The sequence below is a fragment of the Sphingobium sp. TomMM7A genome, from assembly GCF_055397305.1.
This window is the reverse complement of sequence record NZ_AP027311.1, coordinates 379,673-398,626: the sequence shown is the minus strand read 5'-3', so window position 1 is coordinate 398,626 and position 18,954 is coordinate 379,673. Positions and strand designations below refer to the sequence as shown.

The window sequence follows — 18,954 nt, the reverse complement described above, 5'->3', positions numbered from 1 at the left end:
CTCAATCCCTCATTATCTTCTTGATCGCTTCCCTGATCCGCACCGGCCCAGGAAAATAGGCCCATTCCAAACTATGCGGATAGGGCGTGTCGAAACCCGTCACTCGTTCGATCGGCGCTTCGAGATGATAGAAGCAGCGCTCCTGCACCAGGGCAGAAAGCTCCGCGCCAAAACCGCTGGTCCGCGTCGCCTCATGCACGATCAGGCAGCGGCCGGTCTTCTTCACCGACTGCTCGATCGCTTCGATATCCAGCGGCACCAGCGTCCGCAGATCGATGATCTCGGCATCCACGCCCATCTCCAAGACAGTGCTCTCGATCACATGCTCCATCGTGCCGTAGCAGAGGATGGTCAGCGCCTCGCCTGCCCGCACCGTGCGCGCCTGCCCCAGCGGCACGCGATAATAGCCCTCCGGCACCATCGCGCCGGGATGCCCCGCCCAGCTCTTCGCTGGCCGGTCATAATGGCCATCGAACGGCCCATTATAGATGCGCTTAGGCTCAAAGAAGATCACCGGATCATTATCCTCGATCGCGGCGATCAGCAGCCCCTTGGCGTCATAAGGGGTGGACGGGATGACAGTCTTGATCCCCGAAACATGGGTAAAGATGCCCTCGGGCGACTGGCTGTGCGTCTGCCCCCCGAAAATCCCGCCGCCAAAGGGCGACCGCACCGTCATCGGCGCGATAAACTCCCCCGCCGACCGATAACGCAGCCGCGCCGCCTCGCTCACCAACTGATCAAGCGCGGGGTAGATATAGTCGGCGAACTGGATTTCCGGCACTGGCCGCAACCCATAGGCGCCCATGCCCACTGCGACGCCGATGATCCCGGTCTCGGTGATCGGCGTGTCGAACACTCGGTTCTTGCCAAATTTCTTCTGCAACCCCGCCGTCGCCCGGAAAACGCCGCCAAAATAGCCGACATCCTCCCCCATCACGACGACATCGGGGTCACGCTCCATCATCACGTCCAAGGCGCTGTTGATCGCCTGGATCATGCTCATCTGGCGGGTGTCAGTCATTCCCCTCGCCCCTTCAGGGGAGAGGGTTGCGCAGACTTGGCGGCTCTGCCGCCTAGTCGAAGCTGGGAGAGGGGGAGAGCGACGCATCCCCCTCTCCAACCTCCGCTAGCTGGCAAGCCAGCAAGCTCCGTTATCTCGGCCAGAGTCACGTGCCTCTGGCCGACCCCTAAAGGGGCGAGGAAAAAGGACACAAACGCCCTCACAACCCAGCCGCCTTCGCTTCATCCAGCATCTGCCGCTGCTGCTCCCGCAGATGCCAGGGCATCTCCTCGAACACATCCTCGAACATGCTCTCCATCGGCTGATGGAGCCCATGCCCCAAAATCCCGTTCTTCTCCGCTTCCTTCGCAGCCTCACGCACCTGCTCGGCCAGTTCCTTGTCCATCGCCGCGTGCCGTTCTTCGTCCCAGATACCGATCGCGATGCAATGCTGCTTCAACCGCGCAATCGGATCGCCCAGCGGCCAGTGGCTCCCTTCGTCGGCCGACCGATAGGCGCTTGGATCATCGGACGTGCTGTGCCCCTCGGTCCGGTAAGTGAAATGCTCGATCAGCGTTGGCCCATGATTGGCTCTTGCCCGATCCGCTGCCCAGCGCGTCGCGGCATAGACCGCCAGCGCGTCATTGCCGTCGATCCGCAGCCCCGCAATGCCATAGCCGATCGCCCGCGCCGCGAAGGTCGTGGCCTCCGCGCCCGCAAAGCCGGAAAAGCTGCTGATCGCCCACTGGTTGTTGACGACGTTCAGGATCACCGGCGCGCGATAAACGCTGGCAAAGGTGCAGGCGGAATGGAAGTCCCCTTCCGCCGTCGATCCTTCCCCGCACCATGTCGCCGCGATCCGCGTGTCGCCCCGTGCCGCGCTCGCCATGGCCCAGCCCACCGCCTGCGGATATTGGGTGGCAAGGTTGCCGGAGATCGAGAAGAACCCCGCCTCCCGCGCCGAATACATGATCGGCAGCTGTCGCCCTTTCAGCCGGTCGCCCTTATTCGAATAAATCTGGTTCATCATGTCCACGAGCGACCAGCCGCGCGCGATCAATATCCCCTGCTGGCGATAGCTGGGAAAGCACATGTCATCGCTCGCCAGCGCCGCCGCCGCGCCAATCGACACCGCCTCCTCTCCAGTCGACTTCATGTAAAAACTGGTCTTGCCCTGCCGCTGCGCGCGGAACATGCGCCCATCGAAAGCGCGGGTCAGCGCCATGCCGCGCAGCATGCGGAGCAGCATCTCGGGTGGCAGCTTCGGGTCCCACGGCCCCACCGCGCGCCCTTCCTCATCCAGCACGCGGACAAGGTCATAGGCCATTTCCCGCATCGTACCCGCGTCCGCGGCCTCATCGGGCCTGCGCGAGGTTCCGGCGGGGGGAATGTCGAAATGACTGAAATCGGCGTCGTCGCCGGGCCGAAACTGCGGTTCCGGCACATGCAACCGCAATGGCGGCAGGTTCCGGCCGTCCGCCGAAAGCTGCTCTCCGCCGCGATCGCCGCCGTCGCCTGTTTGGCCGCCTTTAGCGACCGGCCTCTCAGCGCCCGAACCTTCCCGGTCGCCCATCCTGCCTCCTACTCGCATTTGCAATATTATTGCTTATTGCAATTATAATATTACAACGCTCGCAAAAAGCAAGAGTTCCGTTTCTCGCTATTTCCTTCTTGGATTCAAACCGCCACCGGCGCCGCAATGTGACTCTGCGGCGCATAATCCACCACTTCGAAATCCTCGATCCGATAATCGAAAATGCTTTCCGGCCGCCTCTTTATCTTCAGCTTCGGGGCACCTTCCGGCGTCCGGCCGATCTGCTCCTCAACCAGTGCGGCATGGTTCAGGTAAAGATGCACGTCGCCACCGTGCCAAACGACTTCCCCCGGCTCCAGATCGCATTGCTGCGCCAACATCCGCGTGATCATCGACAGCCCGAAGATGTTGAACGCAAATCCAAGGCCAAGGTCACAACTGCGCTGGAACAGCAGCCCGTTGAGCCGCCCATTCGACACCTGGAACTGATAGGTCATATGACAAGGCGGCAGAGCCATCTGCGCCACTTCCGCAACATTCCACCCGGTAAAAAGCAAGCGCCGCGACCCCGGGTTATTCCTGATCCCCTCGACCAGTTCAGCAATCTGGTTATGCCCCTTCTCCGCCCGCCGGAACAGCCCGTCACCAACCGCTTCATAGCGCGGCCAGTTCACCCACTGCGCCCCATAGACCGGCCCCAGATCGCCCCACCGTCCCGCAAAGGCCGCATCCTCGATAATCCGCGCTTCAAAATCGTCCCGGCTAATGTCCTCGCCTGTAGCCTTGCGATAGGCATCCAGCGGCCAGTCCGTCCAGATATGCACCCCTTGACGCACAAGCTCACGGATATTGGTATCGCCCGTCAGGAACCACAGCATCTCCCGCGCCGCCACTTTCCAGTAAACGCGCTTGGTCGTCAGCAACGGCACCGCATCATCAGCCAGCGAAAAACGCATGCTCGCGCCCAGCAGAGATCGCGTGCCCACTCCGGTTCGGTCGATCCGCTCGTCCCCCTCCGTCCAGATACGGCGCATCAGGTCCAGATATTGCTGTTCGTAATGCGCTTCGGCCGGGGTGACGGTACTGGTCAACGGGGGTTCTTTCCTGCTGCGACGATTCCAAACTCGCCGCCCCCGCTTTAGCCGAGCGAACAGCCGCTAGCCAATCTTGCTTTCGCTTCGGATCATTCTACCCGCCTTCCCCTCCACAGTGGAGACAGTTGGCAGTGATCACTGATCGGCCCGGCCGCATCCTGTCGCAATGACTATAACCGCAAGCATGCAATTCCTGCTCCTCGACGATGATTGGCGCCCCGTGCACCGCGTGGATAGCAATGAAGATTGGCATTGTATCGTGCAGGAACTGTTGCTGCGCGGTAGCCACTGGCTGGCAATCGAACAGCATCGCCCCGACCAGCGATCCCCCTATCCATGTTGGAGCGACATTCGCCTGTCACGAACCATCGCGCGTCGCTTCCGGCCCATGGAGGTCAAGCTCGCCGATCATATAATCCGGGGCACTGCGGACCAGTTCAGCTTTCGCGCGGCAGGCCTATTATGACCATGTCAAAAAAAGCACCCCCAGCCGCTTGCCAGCCCGAAAAGCCCCCTCTATAGACCCCGCCTGCCCAGCAGCGTTGCTCGCAACGCCGCTATCGGTCGGGGAGTAGCTCAGCCTGGTAGAGCACTGTCTTCGGGAGGCAGGGGCCGGAGGTTCGAATCCTCTCTCCCCGACCAATTTCTTTTCATATCAAAAGCCATTGAGGCGTCAGCCGCGCAACATGTGCTGCTGCCGACCGCCCGTAGTTTTTTGCTGCATCCCGACAGCACATAAAAAAGGGCGCGTTCCCGCGCCCTTTTTATCATATGAGCTTTTAAAGGCCTATCAGGCCTCTCCAAACACTCGGCGGAAGATGGTGTCCACCTGTTTGAAGTGATAGCCGAGGTCGAATTTCTCTTCGATCTGCTCCGCGGTGAGGGCTGCGGATACGTCCGGATCGGCCTTCAGCAGTTCGAGAAGCGAAAGCTGGCCATCCGATTCCCAGACCTTCATCGCGTTGCGCTGGACATAGCGATAGCTGTCCTCGCGCGAAACGCCCGCCTGCGTCAGCGCCAGCAACACCCGCTGCGAATGAACAAGACCGCCCATCTTGTCGAGGTTCTTCATCATGCGTTCGGGATAGACGAGCAGCTTGTCGATGACGCCGGTCATACGGCCCAGGGCAAAGTCGAGCGTGATGGTAGCATCAGGACCGATGTAGCGTTCAACCGACGAATGGCTGATGTCGCGCTCATGCCACAGGGCGACATTTTCCATCGCGGGCAGCGCATAGCTGCGCACCATGCGCGCAAGGCCCGTCAGATTTTCAGTCAGAACCGGATTGCGCTTGTGCGGCATTGCCGAACTGCCCTTCTGGCCGGGGGAGAAATACTCCTCCGCCTCCAGCACTTCGGTGCGTTGCAGATGCCGGACCTCGACGGCCAGCCGTTCTATCGAGCTTGCGATAACGCCCAGGGTGGCAAAGAACATCGCGTGGCGATCACGGGGAATGACTTGGGTCGAAACAGGTTCGACCGCCAGCCCCAACTTGGCCGCGACATGTTCTTCGACACGCGGATCGATATTCGCGAACGTGCCGACCGCGCCGGAAACAGCACAGGTCGCGATTTCCTCACGCGCCGCGACAAGGCGGGTCCGGCACCGGCTGAACTCGGCATAGGCCTCGGCCATCTTGAGACCGAAGGTGACTGGCTCGGCATGGATGCCGTGACTGCGCCCGATCGTCGGCGTCAGTTTATGTTCAAACGCGCGGCGCTTGATGACGTCGAGCAGCTGATCCAGATCCTCGATCAGGATGTCAGCCGCACGGGAAAGCTGCACGGCAAGGCAGGTGTCCAGCACGTCGGAAGAGGTCATGCCCTGATGCATGAAGCGCGCTTCGTCGCCGACCTGCTCAGCAACCCAGGTCAGGAAGGCGATGACGTCATGCTTGGTGACGGCCTCGATGGCGTCGATCGCCGGCACATCTATGGTCGGGTTGGTCGCCCACCAGTCCCACAGCGCCTTGGCAGCTGATTTGGGCACCACGCCCAATTCACCGAGCGCTTCGGTGGCGTGCGCCTCGATCTCGAACCAAATGCGAAATCGAGCCTCGGGCTCCCAGAGAGCTGTCATTTTCGGGCGGGCGTAGCGCGGGACCATCGAACGAATCCTGATTGCTGATAAAAGTTCGCGCGCCGCCTAGCAGTCCAGCCATTCAAGGGCAAATCGCGCCCTCATTTGGTTCGCGCGTCTGTACCAGCAACTTTTTACCCCGAATATCGCAGCGTTCAAGGACGGGATGAGCCGGTTTCGCAGGCGAATTGCCGACTCTGAATGGATATTCAGGAAACACAGTCGTCACTTATGTATTCATGGGTCAAGCTATCGAGCAACTGACCTGCTCGACCGCTGCCGAGGGAGAAAGTGATGTTACGCGGCCTTATATTGTCTGTTGCGCTGACTGCCGCCGTTCCGGCCATCGGACAGGTTGGCTCTGTGCCCGGTAGCCCACAGGCAGGTGCGAGCATATCTCCTCAAAGCCCGGCGGCAACACAGACAGATACCGTCGCATCCATCGTCGATAGCGAATTCCCGGCCTATGATGCCAATGGAGATGGTCAACTCGACAAAGCCGAGTTTTTACGCTGGATGGTTGCGCTCAAGGATCAGGAAATGAAAAGCAGCGGTGAAAAACTATCCGCCGCTGACGTCACAACTTGGGCTGATGGCGCATTCAAGACAGCTGATGCGGACAAAAGCACATCAGTGAGCAAGCCCGAACTCATCACCTATCTGAGCCGCGGCGCCGCTTAATCACCGCGCCACTATTATCGAAGCTGACAAGAACCCGGTCTATGGGCACAGCATGAGGCGGCGTGGAGCGAAGGCCATGCCGCCTCCCTTTTAGCCAATCAATCAGCCGCGTTTTTTATTCGTATACAGAAGCGCTGCAACGATGGCGGCCGATCCTATGCCGACTGCGGTGCCCATCCATACGCCTCGGCCCACTGTCTTTCGGGCAGCCGTTGCGAGATCGGGCTTTGCTTCTGTTGCCTGTTCGGGGGCGCCTGCATCGGGCGCGTCTTTGTCGGACTTGGTCATGGTGAATCGGCTTATGCAACAAGGTCGCGCCAGAGAAAAGATAGCTGTCAGATATCAGTTCAATAATCGGGCAGCGTCTGCCGCGCTTCTCCCCATCCCCGCATCTCTCGTGATGCCGCGCGGGTGATCAATTCATCCACGTCCGCGATAGTGAAAGCCCCCGGCCGATCAATATCCTCCAGTTCGTTCCAGTTGACGGGCACCGCCACCGGAGCATTTTCGCGCGCCCTGACGACATAGGGAAGCACTGCCGTAGCCCCCCGCTGATTGCGCAGCCAATCGATGAAGATCCGGCCCTTCCTCTTGGCCTTGCTCATCGTTGCCGTGAAACGATCGGGTTCGGCGGCGGCAAGTGCCCTCGCGAAGCGGTCTGCGAAATCCTTGACCTGCGGCCATTCGGCTTCGGGCGTAAGCGGGACAACCACATGCACGCCCTTCCCACCGGATAACATGGGAAAGCTGGTGAGCCCTATGTCCTCAAGCGTGCGGCGAATGTCGCGGGCGGCCTTCTTCACATCCTCAAAGTCGAGACCTTCGTCCGGATCGAGGTCAAAGATCAGCCGGTCAGGCTTTTCGACATCCTCCACCCGGGAACCCCAGCCATGGAATTCAATCGTACCCATTTGAACGCAAGCTATTAGCCCATCGATATCGTCCACATAAAGATAGTCCTGCTCATTACCGTCCTTCTCGCGAATGGGGACGTGCTTCACATGGTCACCAAAACTGCCGCTGTCATGCTTTTGGAAAAAGCATTTCTTCGCCCTTCCCTGTGGGCAGCGCACCAGGCTGATCGGGCGATGCGCAATCCAGGGCAGCATGATCGCCCCGGCTGCTTCATAATAGTCAGCCAACTGCCCCTTGGTCACCTTCGCCTCCGGAAAGATCAGCCGGTCACGATTTGAGACATGAACGTCGCTTTCCTGTTCGGGCACAGCCATCACCTTCTCCCGAGCTACTTCGCCCGCCTTCTTGTCTCCGCGAAGCCCAAGGAAGCTGCCGTGGCGCACGACATTATCGCTGGTGAATTCCGCGAAAGCGATTTCAGCTACCAGGTCAGGGCACACCCATTTGGCACCCCGAGTTTCGCTGCGTGGTACGTTCAAGGCAGGGGATTGGCGGGCTAGTGCTTTCAGTTGGCCAAGCAGTTGATCACTGTTCCGCGCATTGAAACCCGTCCCGACCTTGCCCGCGTAAAGGAGTCCCTGATCATCATTCTGCGCCAGGAGGATATTGCGGATCGCGCGCCCGCTTGCGGAACTGGGGGTCCATCCAACAATCACAAATTCCTGCCGACGGGTGCATTTGACCTTGAGCCAGTTCTTCGTTCGGGCGCCCCGATAAGCAGCATCCGCTCGTTTGCAGATTATGCCTTCCTGTCCAGCCTCGCACATCGTCCGGAACAGCTTTTCGCCAGCGCCGATAATATGATCGGAAAAATGCACATGTGCGCTCCCCTGACCTAGCAGTGCCGCTAGCTCTTCCTTACGGGCGATGTTGGGCTGCCATGTCAGATCCTCTCCTTCCAGTGAAAGAAGATCGAAGGCGAAGAGGTGGAGGGCGCCTTTACCCTCGCCCTTCAACGCCTGCTGCAATGTGGAAAAGTCCGGATTTCCGTCCGCCCCCAGTGCGACGACTTCTCCATCGATCAGCATGGGCGGAAGGTTCATGCCGCCTATTTCCTTCGCCAGTGGCGCGAAGCGGTCAGTCCAATCGAGGCCCGTGCGCGTGAACAGCTGAACGCGGCTGCCGGAAACACTGACCAAGGTGCGATAACCGTCATATTTGATTTCATGCAGCCAACCATTGCCCGTGGGGACGGCATCGACCAGCGTAGCGAGCTGCGGCGCCTGAAATGCCGGTGCTTTTTCCTGTCGGCGGCGCTTGGTGGAAGGCTGAACTGGCGTCGCCCTCTTCGCTTGGTCCATGGCGGCATCGAAAGCTTTTCCGCGCTTGCCCTTTAGAGAGATCGCTGGCGCGTTTGCGGCAATCTCGCCCATGGTCCTGCCACTCTTGATGCTGGTCAATTCCCGCCCGACCAGATCCTCGGCGGGGCCAGCATAGGCATCATCGATCTTTCGGAGCAGCCAATTCTCCCTCTTTCCTTCGCCGGGCCGGGGTTTCAGGCGGATCAGAAGCCACTCGCCCTTCATTCTCTTACCGTGAAGAATGAAGTGAAGATGGCCCTTCGCCAAGTCCTTGGCGCTTTTCCCGGGGACAGGTTCCCAACTGCCCTCATCCCACAGCATGACTGTGCCGCCGCCATATTCTCCCTTCGGAATTGTGCCTTCAAAGCTCGCATAGGATAGCGGATGATCTTCCGTGCGAACGGCAAGCCGCTTGTCGGCGGGGTCAAGGCTAGGGCCGCGTGTCACCGCCCAGCTTTTCAGGACACCATCCACTTCCAGCCGGAAATCATAATGTAAACGCGTGGCATCATGCTTCTGCACGATGAAGCTGTTGCCGCTCGTGCGCGTCCGTTTTCCCGCCGGTTCCTTCGTTCGGGTGAAATCGCGCTTGCGATTATATTCCTTGAGGGGGTCGGCTTCGGCCATATGTCACGCCCGCTTACGCGTTGTAGCCTTGGTGCTGGCGGCGCGGCGCGCGGCCGGTTTCTTGGCGGGCGCGCGTTTCGCCCCGGTATCGACGGATTTCTTCAGCGCCGCCATCAAATCGATCACGTTGCCGCTGCGCTTGACTGGACCCTCATCCTCGTCCTCGATGATGCGGCGGCCCTTGGCCTTCTTCTTCTTTTCGATCAGCCGCTCAAGCGCATCGACATAACGATCATGGAAGCTGTCGGGTTTGAACGGCGCAGTCTTCTTTTCGATGAGTGCTTCGGCAAGGTCGAGCAGTTCCGGATCGGGCTTCATATCCTCAATTTCGCGGAAGTAGGACTGGGCACGGTTGACCTCATCGGCATAGCGAAGCGTCTCCAGCACCATGCCCCGCCCGCAAGGCTTTAGCGAAACGATATATTCCCGGCCGCGCATGGCGAGTTGGCCCAATCCAACCTTCTTCGCGCGCCGCAATGCCTCGCGCAGGACGATAAACGCTTCTTCGGCAAGATCATCCGCGGGCACGACATAATAGGGCCGCTCATAATAAAGGACGTCGATCTCGTCAGCGTCCACAAATTGCGTGAGTTCGAGCGTTTTTTTGCTCTCCAGCTTGACCGCATCAATCTCCTCGGGCTGAAGCAGGACATAGTCGCCCTTGCTGACTTCATACCCCTTCACGATGTCCTCGGGCTTGACCGGACCAAGGCCGGGAACGGTCTTTTCGTAGCGCACGCGCTTGCCGCTGGGTTCGTGAATCTGATGGAAGGCTATCTGGGCGCCTGATTTGGTGGCCGCGTAGATTTCGACGGGAATGGACACGAGCGCCAGCCTGATTTGTCCCTGCCAATATGCGCGCGCCGCCATGTCCTGAACCTCCTTGCCGCAAGGAAAATGCGCAGGCGGGCACAAGGGTTCCGGCATGCAGTGAGGCGACTTTCTGTCCTCCCGACACCAGCAAATCCGACGAGGCGCTTCCGAACTACGCCGAAATGGCCTAAGCTGGTTCGATTATCAGCTAGAGGACATGCCGAATGCAATTCCTGCGGACTGCCTTCTGGGTTGTCTTGGCCGTCGCGATTGCCTTGTTCTGCAAGGCGAACAACCGGCCTACCGAAATCAAGATATGGGGCGACATCGTGTGGGAGACGCGTATCTGGTTCCCCATACTCATCGCCTTTCTGGTGGGTGCCGTTCCCTTCTGGATCATGGCCCGCACCACGCGTTGGCGGATGAAGAGGAAGCTGGAAAGCACGGAGCGGGCGCTGATCGCGGCAACCGCCACGGCTGCTCCCACCTTACCGCCTGCCAGCATCGCCGACGACCTTTCCATTTCTTCTCCTTCCCTTCCCGCTACAGGAACAGCATGAGCAGCCCAATTTACGTCGCCATTGATACGCCCGACCTCACCAAAGCCCAGGATCTGGCCCGGCGTGTGCGCGGACATGTAGGCGGGTTGAAACTGGGGCTCGAATTCTTCTGTGCACATGGCCACCACGGCGTGCGGGAAATGATGAAATTCGATCTGCCGATCTTTCTCGACCTGAAGCTGCACGATATCCCTAATACGGTCGCGAAGGCCGTTCAGGCGCTCCATGGCCTCGAACCAGCGATCCTCACCGTGCATGCGGCAGGCGGGCGCGCCATGTTGGAGGATGCAAAAGCAGCTGCCGGCGTCAATACAAAGGTCGTGGCGGTGACCGTGCTCACCAGCCTGGATAATAGCGACCTTGTGGATATAGGGGTGGGCGGCAAGGCTGAGGATCAGGTGACGCGGCTTGCCGACCTGGCGCGGAGTGCCGGACTGGACGGCATCGTCTGTTCCGGGGAAGAAGTCGCGCTAGCCAAACGTGCTTGGCCCGATGGCTTTTTCGTGGTGCCCGGCGTCCGGCCGCAAGGCGGCGCTCTGGGTGATCAGAAGCGCGCTGTCACACCTCGGGAAGCACTGGACCGGGGCGCATCGATCCTTGTCGTGGGACGGCCGATCAGCCTCGCGGAAAATCCTGATATGGCCGCACGGGAAATCGAAGCGACTTTATAGAGGGAAAGGCGTGATGGGAGGATCAGCAAAGCCGATCCCCCCGTCCCGTCAGAAGCGCCAGCCTACGCTGGCCACGACCTGATGACGATCGGTATCAATGTCGAATTCGCTGCTCGTCGCGCCATTCATGAAGTCGATGTGCGCGCTGTCATATTTTGAGTAGCGATACTCCAGCTTTCCGAACATATTTTGGTTGAAGGCGCGTTCAACGCCGCCACCGATCCTCCAGCCGTCGAGCTTGAAGGAGGTATCGGTCGTTTCGTCGGTGTCGCCTGCGAGCACGTTCAGCTTGGTGTTCGTGTAGCCACCCTTCACATAGACAAGGGTGTTGGGGCTGGCGAGTATGCCAGCACGGGCGCCGACGTATAGGTCACGGCCCTGGCTGACACGGCCGAAACCGAACTGGCTGGTGAAGGGGTTTCTGCTGCTCTTGGCGGTCGAATCCGTGAATTCGCCCTCGACACCTACGACAGCGCTGCCGAGATTGACATCGTAGCCTGCGCCTACGCCATACAGCAGCCCGTCGATCGACTGATCATCTCTGCTATTGTCATTGTCTACGCTGCTGCCCGCGCCGGTATGATCATAGCCCAAAATGGCTTCGACCCTTGGCCCGGTGAAAGTGGCGCCGGCATCCTGTGCCAGGGCAGGAGAGGCGACGGCCGATCCAGCCAGCAGGGTTGCGACCATTATTTTCCGCATAGGATACTCCATTGTCACTCACCTCCTTGAGGAGGAAGTGGTGGAAGTCCCACGGCAGGCAATGGTTTCATGAACCTAAGATAAACAGCTGAAATTGTGGTATTTCGGCAACGACAGGAAAGCAGGCAAAGTCAGTAATCTTTGGATATGCGGACGTTTGCGCTTTCCCGACCGAGAGTGGAAATCGACGCCAGCAGAGAAAGCCAACGGGTGATCTGATATTCCATCCGCGTCGCGGAATAGCCTTGGCCATCGGTTATGAGTTCAACATAGGTCTTGCGCGTCAGATATTTTCCGGCCGCAACTGAGGTTCCCTGCCCCTGCGTAGGATCGGCAGCGATAATGCGCAGCCGGTCAAGTCCGGCAGCCTTGCGCACTGCATTGATCGGATCAAGCCCTCCGCCACCCTGGAGCGATCCGACAGCAGAGGCGAGTTGCAACGCCTCCGGCGCGGAAAGATTGGTTATCGATGTTCCGAACAATATGCGGGAAAGCAGTTCATCCTGCGGCAGGGCGGGCACGCTGGTGAAGCTGATGTCGGGCCTGAGACCTGTACCACCCACATGGATCATCGCGGTGAGGTCGTTGACGTTGGCTTCCGCATCGATGTCGAGCGTGGGATTCGTTGGCGTGCGACCATCAAACTGAATCTTGCCTTCACGGAGTTCGAAACGACGCCCGGCGAAGGTGTAACCTCCACGAACGAGGTCTGCCGTTCCGGAGATTGCAGGACTGGTCACGGTGCCAGCGATATCCAGATTGGCACGCCACTCACTATCAAGGCCCAAACCTGTGACCGTCAGGCGATTACGCGCCCGCGTCTTGATAGCGAGAGCCCACGGCCTATTTGTGCGGGGCCGTTCGATCTCTTCGCCGTTACGGTTGACCTCTGTGACGCGAAGCTCCGGAATCTGGGCGATTGCGGCTGCACGACCCAAGGTGAAACGGCTGCGATTGAGCAGCAGGTCGCCACCAATGGTTCCGTTGACGCCGTCCGAAAGCAAGGTGATCGGGCCGGTGACCGTAGCGGCTATGTCGTCGCGGTCCAGCAGGGCAGCGTCATCTGCCTGCAAACGCAAGTCTATGCCCACCCCGGCAATTCCGGCGAAGGTGAAGCTGCCCGTCCCGCTGACCGTTCCGCCATTCTTTGCATTGGCGGTGAAACTCGACATGACCAATTGTGCGCCGGAAAACCGTCCACGCGCCTTCACATTATGTAGCCGCATACCGGTCACCGCACTGTTGATCACGGCCGTGTCAGTCGCGAGCGCGCCGGAAATCACGGGATTACCAAGCGTACCGCGCGCGTCAGCGGAGACACTCACGGGGCCGGAAATGTCGATTATCTCCACCCCGGTCAGGCGCCAGAGCGTATCCGCAGTCCCTCGGAATCGCAGCTGACCGAATAGAGGCGCCCGGTTCAGCCGCTCGATCAGGCTCCCTTGCGTGCCAAGCGGCGTCAGCAAGACCTGCGCCCGCCCAATAGTCTGGCCATCGGCGGCGAATAGCATGCGCGAAGCAAGCCGGTCATTGGTGAGAACCGCGTTCACCCCGGCATCGACGGGCCGGGAACTAAGCGATAATCCCGAACGCGACAGGCCGCGCACGCGTAGTTCCGCCTTCCCGGTGGGCATGCCGCCCCGACTATGCACGTAGCTGAGCGATCCTGTGGCGGTGCCGCCCAGGCCCAGATTATCATAAGCGATATCCAGAAGGGAAAGCGGCAGCTTCTGCACACGACCTTCGATTCGCGTCGTCTGGCCGCTTAGCTCTCCACCCAATTGCAGGGAGCCGCCAGCATAGCTGATGGTCGCCGGGGACAGTCGCCAACCGTCAGCACTGCGGGTGAAAAGCGCAGGCCGCGTCAGCCGGATCGCTCGCTTGTCCAGCGTACCTCGCGCTGCGACGCGGATGCGATCGGGTTCGACTTGCGCCTCACCTTGCAAGTCGAAAAGACGACCGCGCTGGCCCGAAAGACTGGCCTTCACCGTTCCGCGACCGCCCGTCAGATCAGCATTGGCCGCCAGTCTGCCGATCAGGATGCCCCCTACCCGCAAGCCTCTGGCCTGCGTCACGGCATTGATCGACGTCCCGGCGGGATCGAGCAGAACCGTCGCATCCAGCTTGCCGCGACGCACCGCGATTGCCGTGGGGCCATCGAAGCTGGCGTCTGTAGCGTCGAGCTTCAGGAGCAGTTGCTGAATGTCATTCACGGGGACAAAGACGATGCTTCCATTGACGGGGCCAGCGACATCCAGCTGCCCTTCAAGGCCGCCGATCACAGGACGCAGATCACCGCTGGCGGTTATTCCTGACACGGCGAGCTTCGCCACCCTCACCACCGCCTGAGCGCCGCGCGGCAACAGGATTTGGCCCTCGCCATTGAAGGCGCCCAGCGTCGATCCGCCTAGAGCTGTGAATTGATACCCGGCGTCGTCCGGGACCAGATGCACACGCATGTCGGCGACGCCCAATGCGTCAAGGGGTCGCTGAAGCAACAGGTCAATCGTCGGCTGTTCAATCTTGCCGTCAAGCGTCAGGCGTACCGGTCCATATCGCTTATGCGTGCCGCTGCCTTCAAAATGGAAACTTCGGTCGGGCCGACGATACCCATCAGCGGAAAGACTGAGCAGCGGCGCTTCAAGGCGCAGGCCCGTGAGCATGAGGCGTTTGTCGGCGCCAAGCGAAAGATTGCTCTTCACCACCGGCAGGCCACCGCCCAACCCCCGCAGGAAACTATTATCCAACCGGCGCATGCGCGCCATTGCCGTGCCGCTGAGGCTGAACGCGCCGCTTTTTCCCGGCACTGCCCGCAACTTGGACGTCAGATCCACGATGCCGAGACCAGGAATGGCAAGGCCGCGTATCTGTCCATCCAGACCGAAATCATAACGACCGGTCCTGAGATCGGCGAGCATGACCAGCTTGCCGCTGAGCTTGTCCGACCGGATCGGCATGGGATTGGTAAGGAGCTGCTGTCCCTTGATCTGCAACACGCCATCCAGCACGAAATTGCGGATGATGCCCTCGACAAGGTCGCCCTGCCCATCCAACCGCCGCGCACGCAGGCGCAGGGGGATCAGCAACGGCCCATTACCGACCTTGCGTCCTTTACCCTCTGCGCGCACATCGCTGATCACGGTACGGTCGAACGCAAGCTGCCTGGCTCTCAGCAAATATTCGTAGCCGACGCTGGAAAAGGCACCATCCAGCCGCACCCGCGCGGTGACGTCGCGTCCTCGCATCGACTTGAGCAAGGCTTGCGGCCGCGCAAGCTTCACATCGATCAGCAGATTATCAAATGCGGAGTTACGCAGATCGAGGGCGCCATCAGCACTCAGCGCGATGGCTTCCGAACGCAGGGACAGTTTGCCGTCCAGCACGCGGTCCTTCAGCTCTCCGTGCGCTTCCAGCGAAAGGCGCGGCGAAGCTAGACGCTGTACCAGCCCTTTTCCTGCTATGGCCGATGCTTCGACCGATCCGGTCGCGGAATAGGTGCCACTGCGGGCTGCAAGCGCCAAGTCGATCGCAGGATCACTGTCCAGCGTACCAGCCAGCCTGCCGTCCCAGCGTGTCCAGCTGCCCTCCCCCCGAATCCGCAGGTTGCCGTCCTGCCGCAACCCCACCATGGTCGCCAGGACGCCGCCAGCGGGCGCATTGACGGTTACATCCAGGTCGAACTGATCGTCATCCGGGCGACTGTCGAGCGCGAGGTTGATCGCATCCTCCTGCCCCAGAACCCGCGCGGAAAGGTCGATGACTGCTCTTCGGTCACGTATGTCGGCGTCACCGGAAATCGTCGCCTGCTGCACACGTCCGCTGATATTTTTGGCTATGACCAGTCGGCCTACCGAAAACTGCATCAAGCGGATGTCAAAGCCGGGAAGGATAGGCCCCTTCTGCTTGCCGGGGTTAAGGCGTGGCAGCTTGTGCAGCGTCGCCACCGGAATGTTCAGCCGGTCGATGTCCAGACGGTTTGAAAGCCACGCCAGCGGCCACCAATCCAGTTCTACGCGCGGAGCCGTTAGAAAGGCGCCCTTGGGATCGGACAGCGTCACGCCATGAAGGATGGCGCGGCGGTAAATGCTGCCTTCGATCCTATCGACATGGATACGCAGGCCAGAGGGGGGGCTGATCTTTTCAACACGCGCAACCAAGAAGCGGTGCCCCGCCGACGTATCGAGCCACACCAGCGCCGCCGCCGCTGCAACCAGGAGAAGGGCAAGCATGCCCACTATCCACCGCTGCCATCGCCCATCCCAAGCCCGATGACGCCGCTGCGGCCGCTGTACCTCATCCTCCGCCATCAGAAGGCCTGTCCGAGGGAGACATATACGGCAACCCGCGGATCACCCTTCTGCGGGTTCAGTGGCGTGCCGACGTCAATCCGGATCGGGCCGAAGCTGCTATAGTAGCGCAGCCCCATGCCCGCGCCGATGCGCATGTCTTTAAAACGTGGCAGGAAGCTGGTGGAGATATTGCCTGCATCCACAAATGGCACGACACCGAAGTTCCCGAAACGAACCCGGCTTTCCAGTGAGAATTCAGCAAGGCTTTTGCCGCCGATCGGATCATTGTTCGCGTCGCGCGGACCGATATCCTGATAGCCATAGCCCCTGACCGAAGCACCGCCACCGGCATAGAAGCGCCGCGACGGCGCGATCTGATCAACGGTGGACCCCAGGATCGTACCGAAGCGGGCGCGCGCCGCCAGCACGATCCGGTCGGTCACCGGTTGATAAACGCTGCCATCCAACTGCAGACGGGAATAGCCGAAGGTCCCATTCTGGAAGGACAGTTCAGGGCTGAACCGGCCGCCCAGACGGAAGCCTCGACTGGGGTCCAAAAGATCGTCGCTGCCATCATAAGTGAGAGTGAGCGGCACCGCGCCGATCAGAAAGGTGCGCCTGTTGCCGCCGCTGAAAGCATCCTTTTCATCCGACGCGATCAGCTCCGCCCCAACTCGCCAGACCCATTTCTTCTGAAACAAGATATTGGTTTGCCGTTCCAGCGCCCCCGACAGGGTGATCGTGCGCGCGTCGTAGGCATCCCGCTTGATATTGCTGATCGATACAAGCCCGGTCAGCACATGATCGCGCTCCCGGAAATTGTTGCGCCGGTAGGTGAAGGACGCGGTCTGTTCCTGCGTCCCAAGCACCCCGCGCAATGTGACGGCGCCTTCAGGGGGGAACAGGTTGCGGTGCTGCCAGCTTACGGCGGCGCGATAGCCTTCGCCAGTGCCATAGCCCAACTCGCCAGCGATGGTGCGCAGTGGCGCGGGCCGGACATCGACGGCCAGATCGACATGCTTCCCGTCACCAGCCTCTTTGGGCGTCAGCGTGACCGACGATACCAGACCGGTGGCAACGATCGCGCTTCGCAGATCCTCGACATCCGACGCCTTGTAAGGATCGTCACGCTCGAAGCGGGCGATGCTCTCCACATGGCGCGCGTTGAACAGCGTGTTGTCCTTAAGGATGACCGATCCAAAGGTGCGGTAGGCACCCGGAGTCACGATGATATCCAGATCGCCCTTGCGTTCTTCATGGTCGATCCGCACCTCCGGCTCTCCGACCTTTGCGAACGGGAAGCCATTTTCACTCATAGCAAGCGAAAGAGAAGCCTGCCCCGCCAGAATCGCGTCCGCATCGATGGGATCGCCCGCATGGAGAGGGAAAGCTTCACGCAGCGTCGTTTGCTGTTCGCCCGCTTCGGCCAAGCCCTGGAGATCGACCGAGGAAAGCAGGTAACGCGTCCCCGGCACTATCTCGAACCGCACGGCCAGCCTGCCTTCCTTTTCAGGCGAGACGGAAATGGCGCTACGAACGCGGGCCGCATAATAGCCCTTCGCACGCAGCAGACGGTCAAGCAGCTCGCTATCTTCCTTGATCCGCCGGTTTATCTGCGCGAGATTTGCGGGCTTCCCTTCTCCTTCCCGCAACACGGATAATTGTTTGAAGCGACTATCGAACTGTGTGTCCGCTATCCCGTCCAAACCATTGAGCTGAACGGAATAACGCTTTTCCTCACCCGAATCCGCGAAGGCCGCAGCTTCATCAGGCAAATCGACATCGGAATCCTGAAGCGCGGGGCTTGTGGCATCATCAGCAAGGTCGGGCGTATCGGCCGGATCGGGAGGCAGGGAGGCAACCGCGTCGGGCTGCCCCAGGTCAGGCCATTCCACGCCCAGGTCAGGCATGGGGTCCAGGGGAAGCTCCTGGTCAGCCACATCCGCCGGCGGTTCCACGATTTGCGCATGCACGGCGGGAGCCGCCAAAAGCAGAGGCAGGATCAAAAGCCGGGAGGCTTGCGACATGGCTGATACGCGGCGAAAAGTCCGCAAGCCCGTGTTCATATCAACGGTCTAGCCCATTTGGGAAAGGAAGCGCCAGCCCGTACGACGATCCTCCGCACGAAGAAGCGACGAAACGCCTTTCACAAGCCGACGTCAGAAGGCGGTGTTCAGGCGGTCCATCAACGCGCGAGCGGGGCTGCTGTCCACACGGCCGTGCGGACGAGCCATATGATCCATCCTGTCTTGCAGCCGTGCGACGCGCCCGTACAGTTCCTGACTGGCCTCGATCAAAGCGCGGGCCGCGAAGGGGAAGGCTGCCGCGATATCCGGGTCAGTTTCGGTCGCGCGGCCCAGCCGGTATTTCTCGTCCATCAGGTCGGCATCTGACAACTCGCCCCGCTGCCACGCCCGCTGGCTCAATAGCCAGGCGATGATGTGCATGAGCCGGGTCGTCACCTTGAGGGATTCGCAGGCGAACGAAACGCGGCGGAGGGGGTCTTCGATCTCGGCTTCCGTCATATCGCGGCGGTCGAAATAGGCGCGCGCCTCATCGGCCATAACCATGGCTTCAAGATAGAGGCCATCGACAAGACGCCGATGCAAGCCACGGTCCAGAGTGACGGCAGGAGACATAGGCCGAATCACTGACATAAAAGCGGCTGCTTGTCAGTCCCGATG

15 protein-coding genes and 1 tRNA gene are annotated in these 18,954 nt (G+C 60.4%); 5 read left to right on the top strand and 11 right to left on the bottom strand.

What is annotated here, in order from left to right:
* Position 1: 1 nt before the first annotated feature.
* The 3 genes from ACZ5ZH_RS02180 to thyA all read right to left on the bottom strand — a co-directional run bounded on the left by ACZ5ZH_RS02180 (position 2) and on the right by thyA (position 3,571).
* A complete protein-coding gene (locus tag ACZ5ZH_RS02180) occupies positions 2–1,006 on the bottom strand; it encodes an alpha-ketoacid dehydrogenase subunit beta (protein WP_464772576.1) in 1,005 nt (334 codons plus the stop codon).
* A 217-nt stretch (positions 1,007–1,223) separates the two neighbouring features.
* Positions 1,224–2,576 carry a thiamine pyrophosphate-dependent enzyme gene (locus tag ACZ5ZH_RS02175; protein ID WP_464772032.1) on the bottom strand — a complete coding sequence of 451 codons (1,353 nt, stop codon included), beginning with the start codon at positions 2,574–2,576 and terminating at the stop codon, positions 1,224–1,226.
* Between the two features lie 104 nt (positions 2,577–2,680).
* Complete coding sequence (gene thyA, locus ACZ5ZH_RS02170; protein ID WP_464772575.1) at positions 2,681–3,571, bottom strand: thymidylate synthase; 891 nt, start codon at positions 3,569–3,571, stop codon at positions 2,681–2,683.
* A gap of 244 nt (positions 3,572–3,815) precedes the next feature.
* Between thyA and ACZ5ZH_RS02165 the strand changes: the two genes are divergently transcribed.
* On the top strand, positions 3,816–4,097 hold the full coding sequence (locus ACZ5ZH_RS02165) for a JAB domain-containing protein (protein WP_464772031.1): 282 nt from the start codon (positions 3,816–3,818) through the stop codon (positions 4,095–4,097).
* A gap of 99 nt (positions 4,098–4,196) precedes the next feature.
* Positions 4,197–4,273, top strand: a tRNA-Pro gene (locus ACZ5ZH_RS02160).
* Positions 4,274–4,421: 148 nt separating this feature from the next.
* On the opposite strand, the gene purB is transcribed toward ACZ5ZH_RS02160, so the two are convergent.
* Positions 4,422–5,738 (bottom strand): adenylosuccinate lyase, encoded by a 1,317-nt coding sequence (gene purB / locus ACZ5ZH_RS02155; RefSeq protein WP_464772030.1) that lies wholly within the window; start codon positions 5,736–5,738, stop codon positions 4,422–4,424.
* Positions 5,739–6,005: 267 nt separating this feature from the next.
* On the opposite strand from purB, the gene ACZ5ZH_RS02150 reads away from it, so the two are divergent.
* The gene (locus ACZ5ZH_RS02150; protein WP_464772029.1) at positions 6,006–6,392 is read left to right on the top strand and encodes an EF-hand domain-containing protein; all 387 of its coding nucleotides are present in this window, start codon (positions 6,006–6,008) and stop codon (positions 6,390–6,392) included.
* 102 nt (positions 6,393–6,494) lie between these two features.
* Here the strand turns inward: ACZ5ZH_RS02150 and ACZ5ZH_RS02145 are convergent, their stop codons facing one another.
* From ACZ5ZH_RS02145 to ku, 3 genes are read right to left on the bottom strand one after another with little or no spacing between them, the layout of a single operon-like run.
* A complete protein-coding gene (locus ACZ5ZH_RS02145; protein ID WP_464772028.1) occupies positions 6,495–6,680 on the bottom strand; it encodes a hypothetical protein in 186 nt (61 codons plus the stop codon).
* Positions 6,681–6,739: 59 nt separating this feature from the next.
* A complete protein-coding gene (gene ligD, locus ACZ5ZH_RS02140; protein WP_464772027.1) occupies positions 6,740–9,235 on the bottom strand; it encodes a DNA ligase D in 2,496 nt (831 codons plus the stop codon).
* Positions 9,236–9,238: 3 nt separating this feature from the next.
* A complete protein-coding gene (ku, locus tag ACZ5ZH_RS02135; RefSeq protein WP_464772026.1) occupies positions 9,239–10,105 on the bottom strand; it encodes a non-homologous end joining protein Ku in 867 nt (288 codons plus the stop codon).
* Between the two features lie 167 nt (positions 10,106–10,272).
* On the opposite strand from ku, the gene ACZ5ZH_RS02130 reads away from it, so the two are divergent.
* Together ACZ5ZH_RS02130 and pyrF are read left to right on the top strand one after the other, a co-directional pair.
* Complete coding sequence (locus tag ACZ5ZH_RS02130) at positions 10,273–10,608, top strand: hypothetical protein (RefSeq protein WP_449471517.1); 336 nt, start codon at positions 10,273–10,275, stop codon at positions 10,606–10,608.
* Entirely contained in the window at positions 10,605–11,279 is a 675-nt protein-coding gene (gene pyrF, locus ACZ5ZH_RS02125) for an orotidine-5'-phosphate decarboxylase (RefSeq protein WP_196225707.1), read from the top strand. The genes ACZ5ZH_RS02130 and pyrF overlap by 4 nt, the downstream gene beginning before the upstream one ends.
* Positions 11,280–11,327: 48 nt before the next feature.
* Here pyrF and ACZ5ZH_RS02120 read toward each other — a convergent pair whose 3' ends face one another.
* The 4 genes from ACZ5ZH_RS02120 to ACZ5ZH_RS02105 form a co-directional block, all read right to left on the bottom strand.
* Positions 11,328–11,981, bottom strand: a complete 654-nt coding sequence (locus ACZ5ZH_RS02120) for an outer membrane protein (protein WP_460987673.1) — start codon at positions 11,979–11,981, stop codon at positions 11,328–11,330.
* Between the two features lie 131 nt (positions 11,982–12,112).
* Entirely contained in the window at positions 12,113–16,288 is a 4,176-nt protein-coding gene (locus ACZ5ZH_RS02115; protein WP_464772025.1) for a translocation/assembly module TamB domain-containing protein, read from the bottom strand.
* A complete protein-coding gene (locus ACZ5ZH_RS02110; protein ID WP_464775217.1) occupies positions 16,288–18,297 on the bottom strand; it encodes an autotransporter assembly complex protein TamA in 2,010 nt (669 codons plus the stop codon). Before ACZ5ZH_RS02110 ends, ACZ5ZH_RS02115 begins: the two co-directional genes overlap by 1 nt.
* A 132-nt stretch (positions 18,298–18,429) precedes the next feature.
* Complete coding sequence (locus ACZ5ZH_RS02105) at positions 18,430–18,909, bottom strand: DUF1465 family protein (protein WP_449471512.1); 480 nt, start codon at positions 18,907–18,909, stop codon at positions 18,430–18,432.
* Between the last annotated feature and the right edge of the window lie 45 nt (positions 18,910–18,954).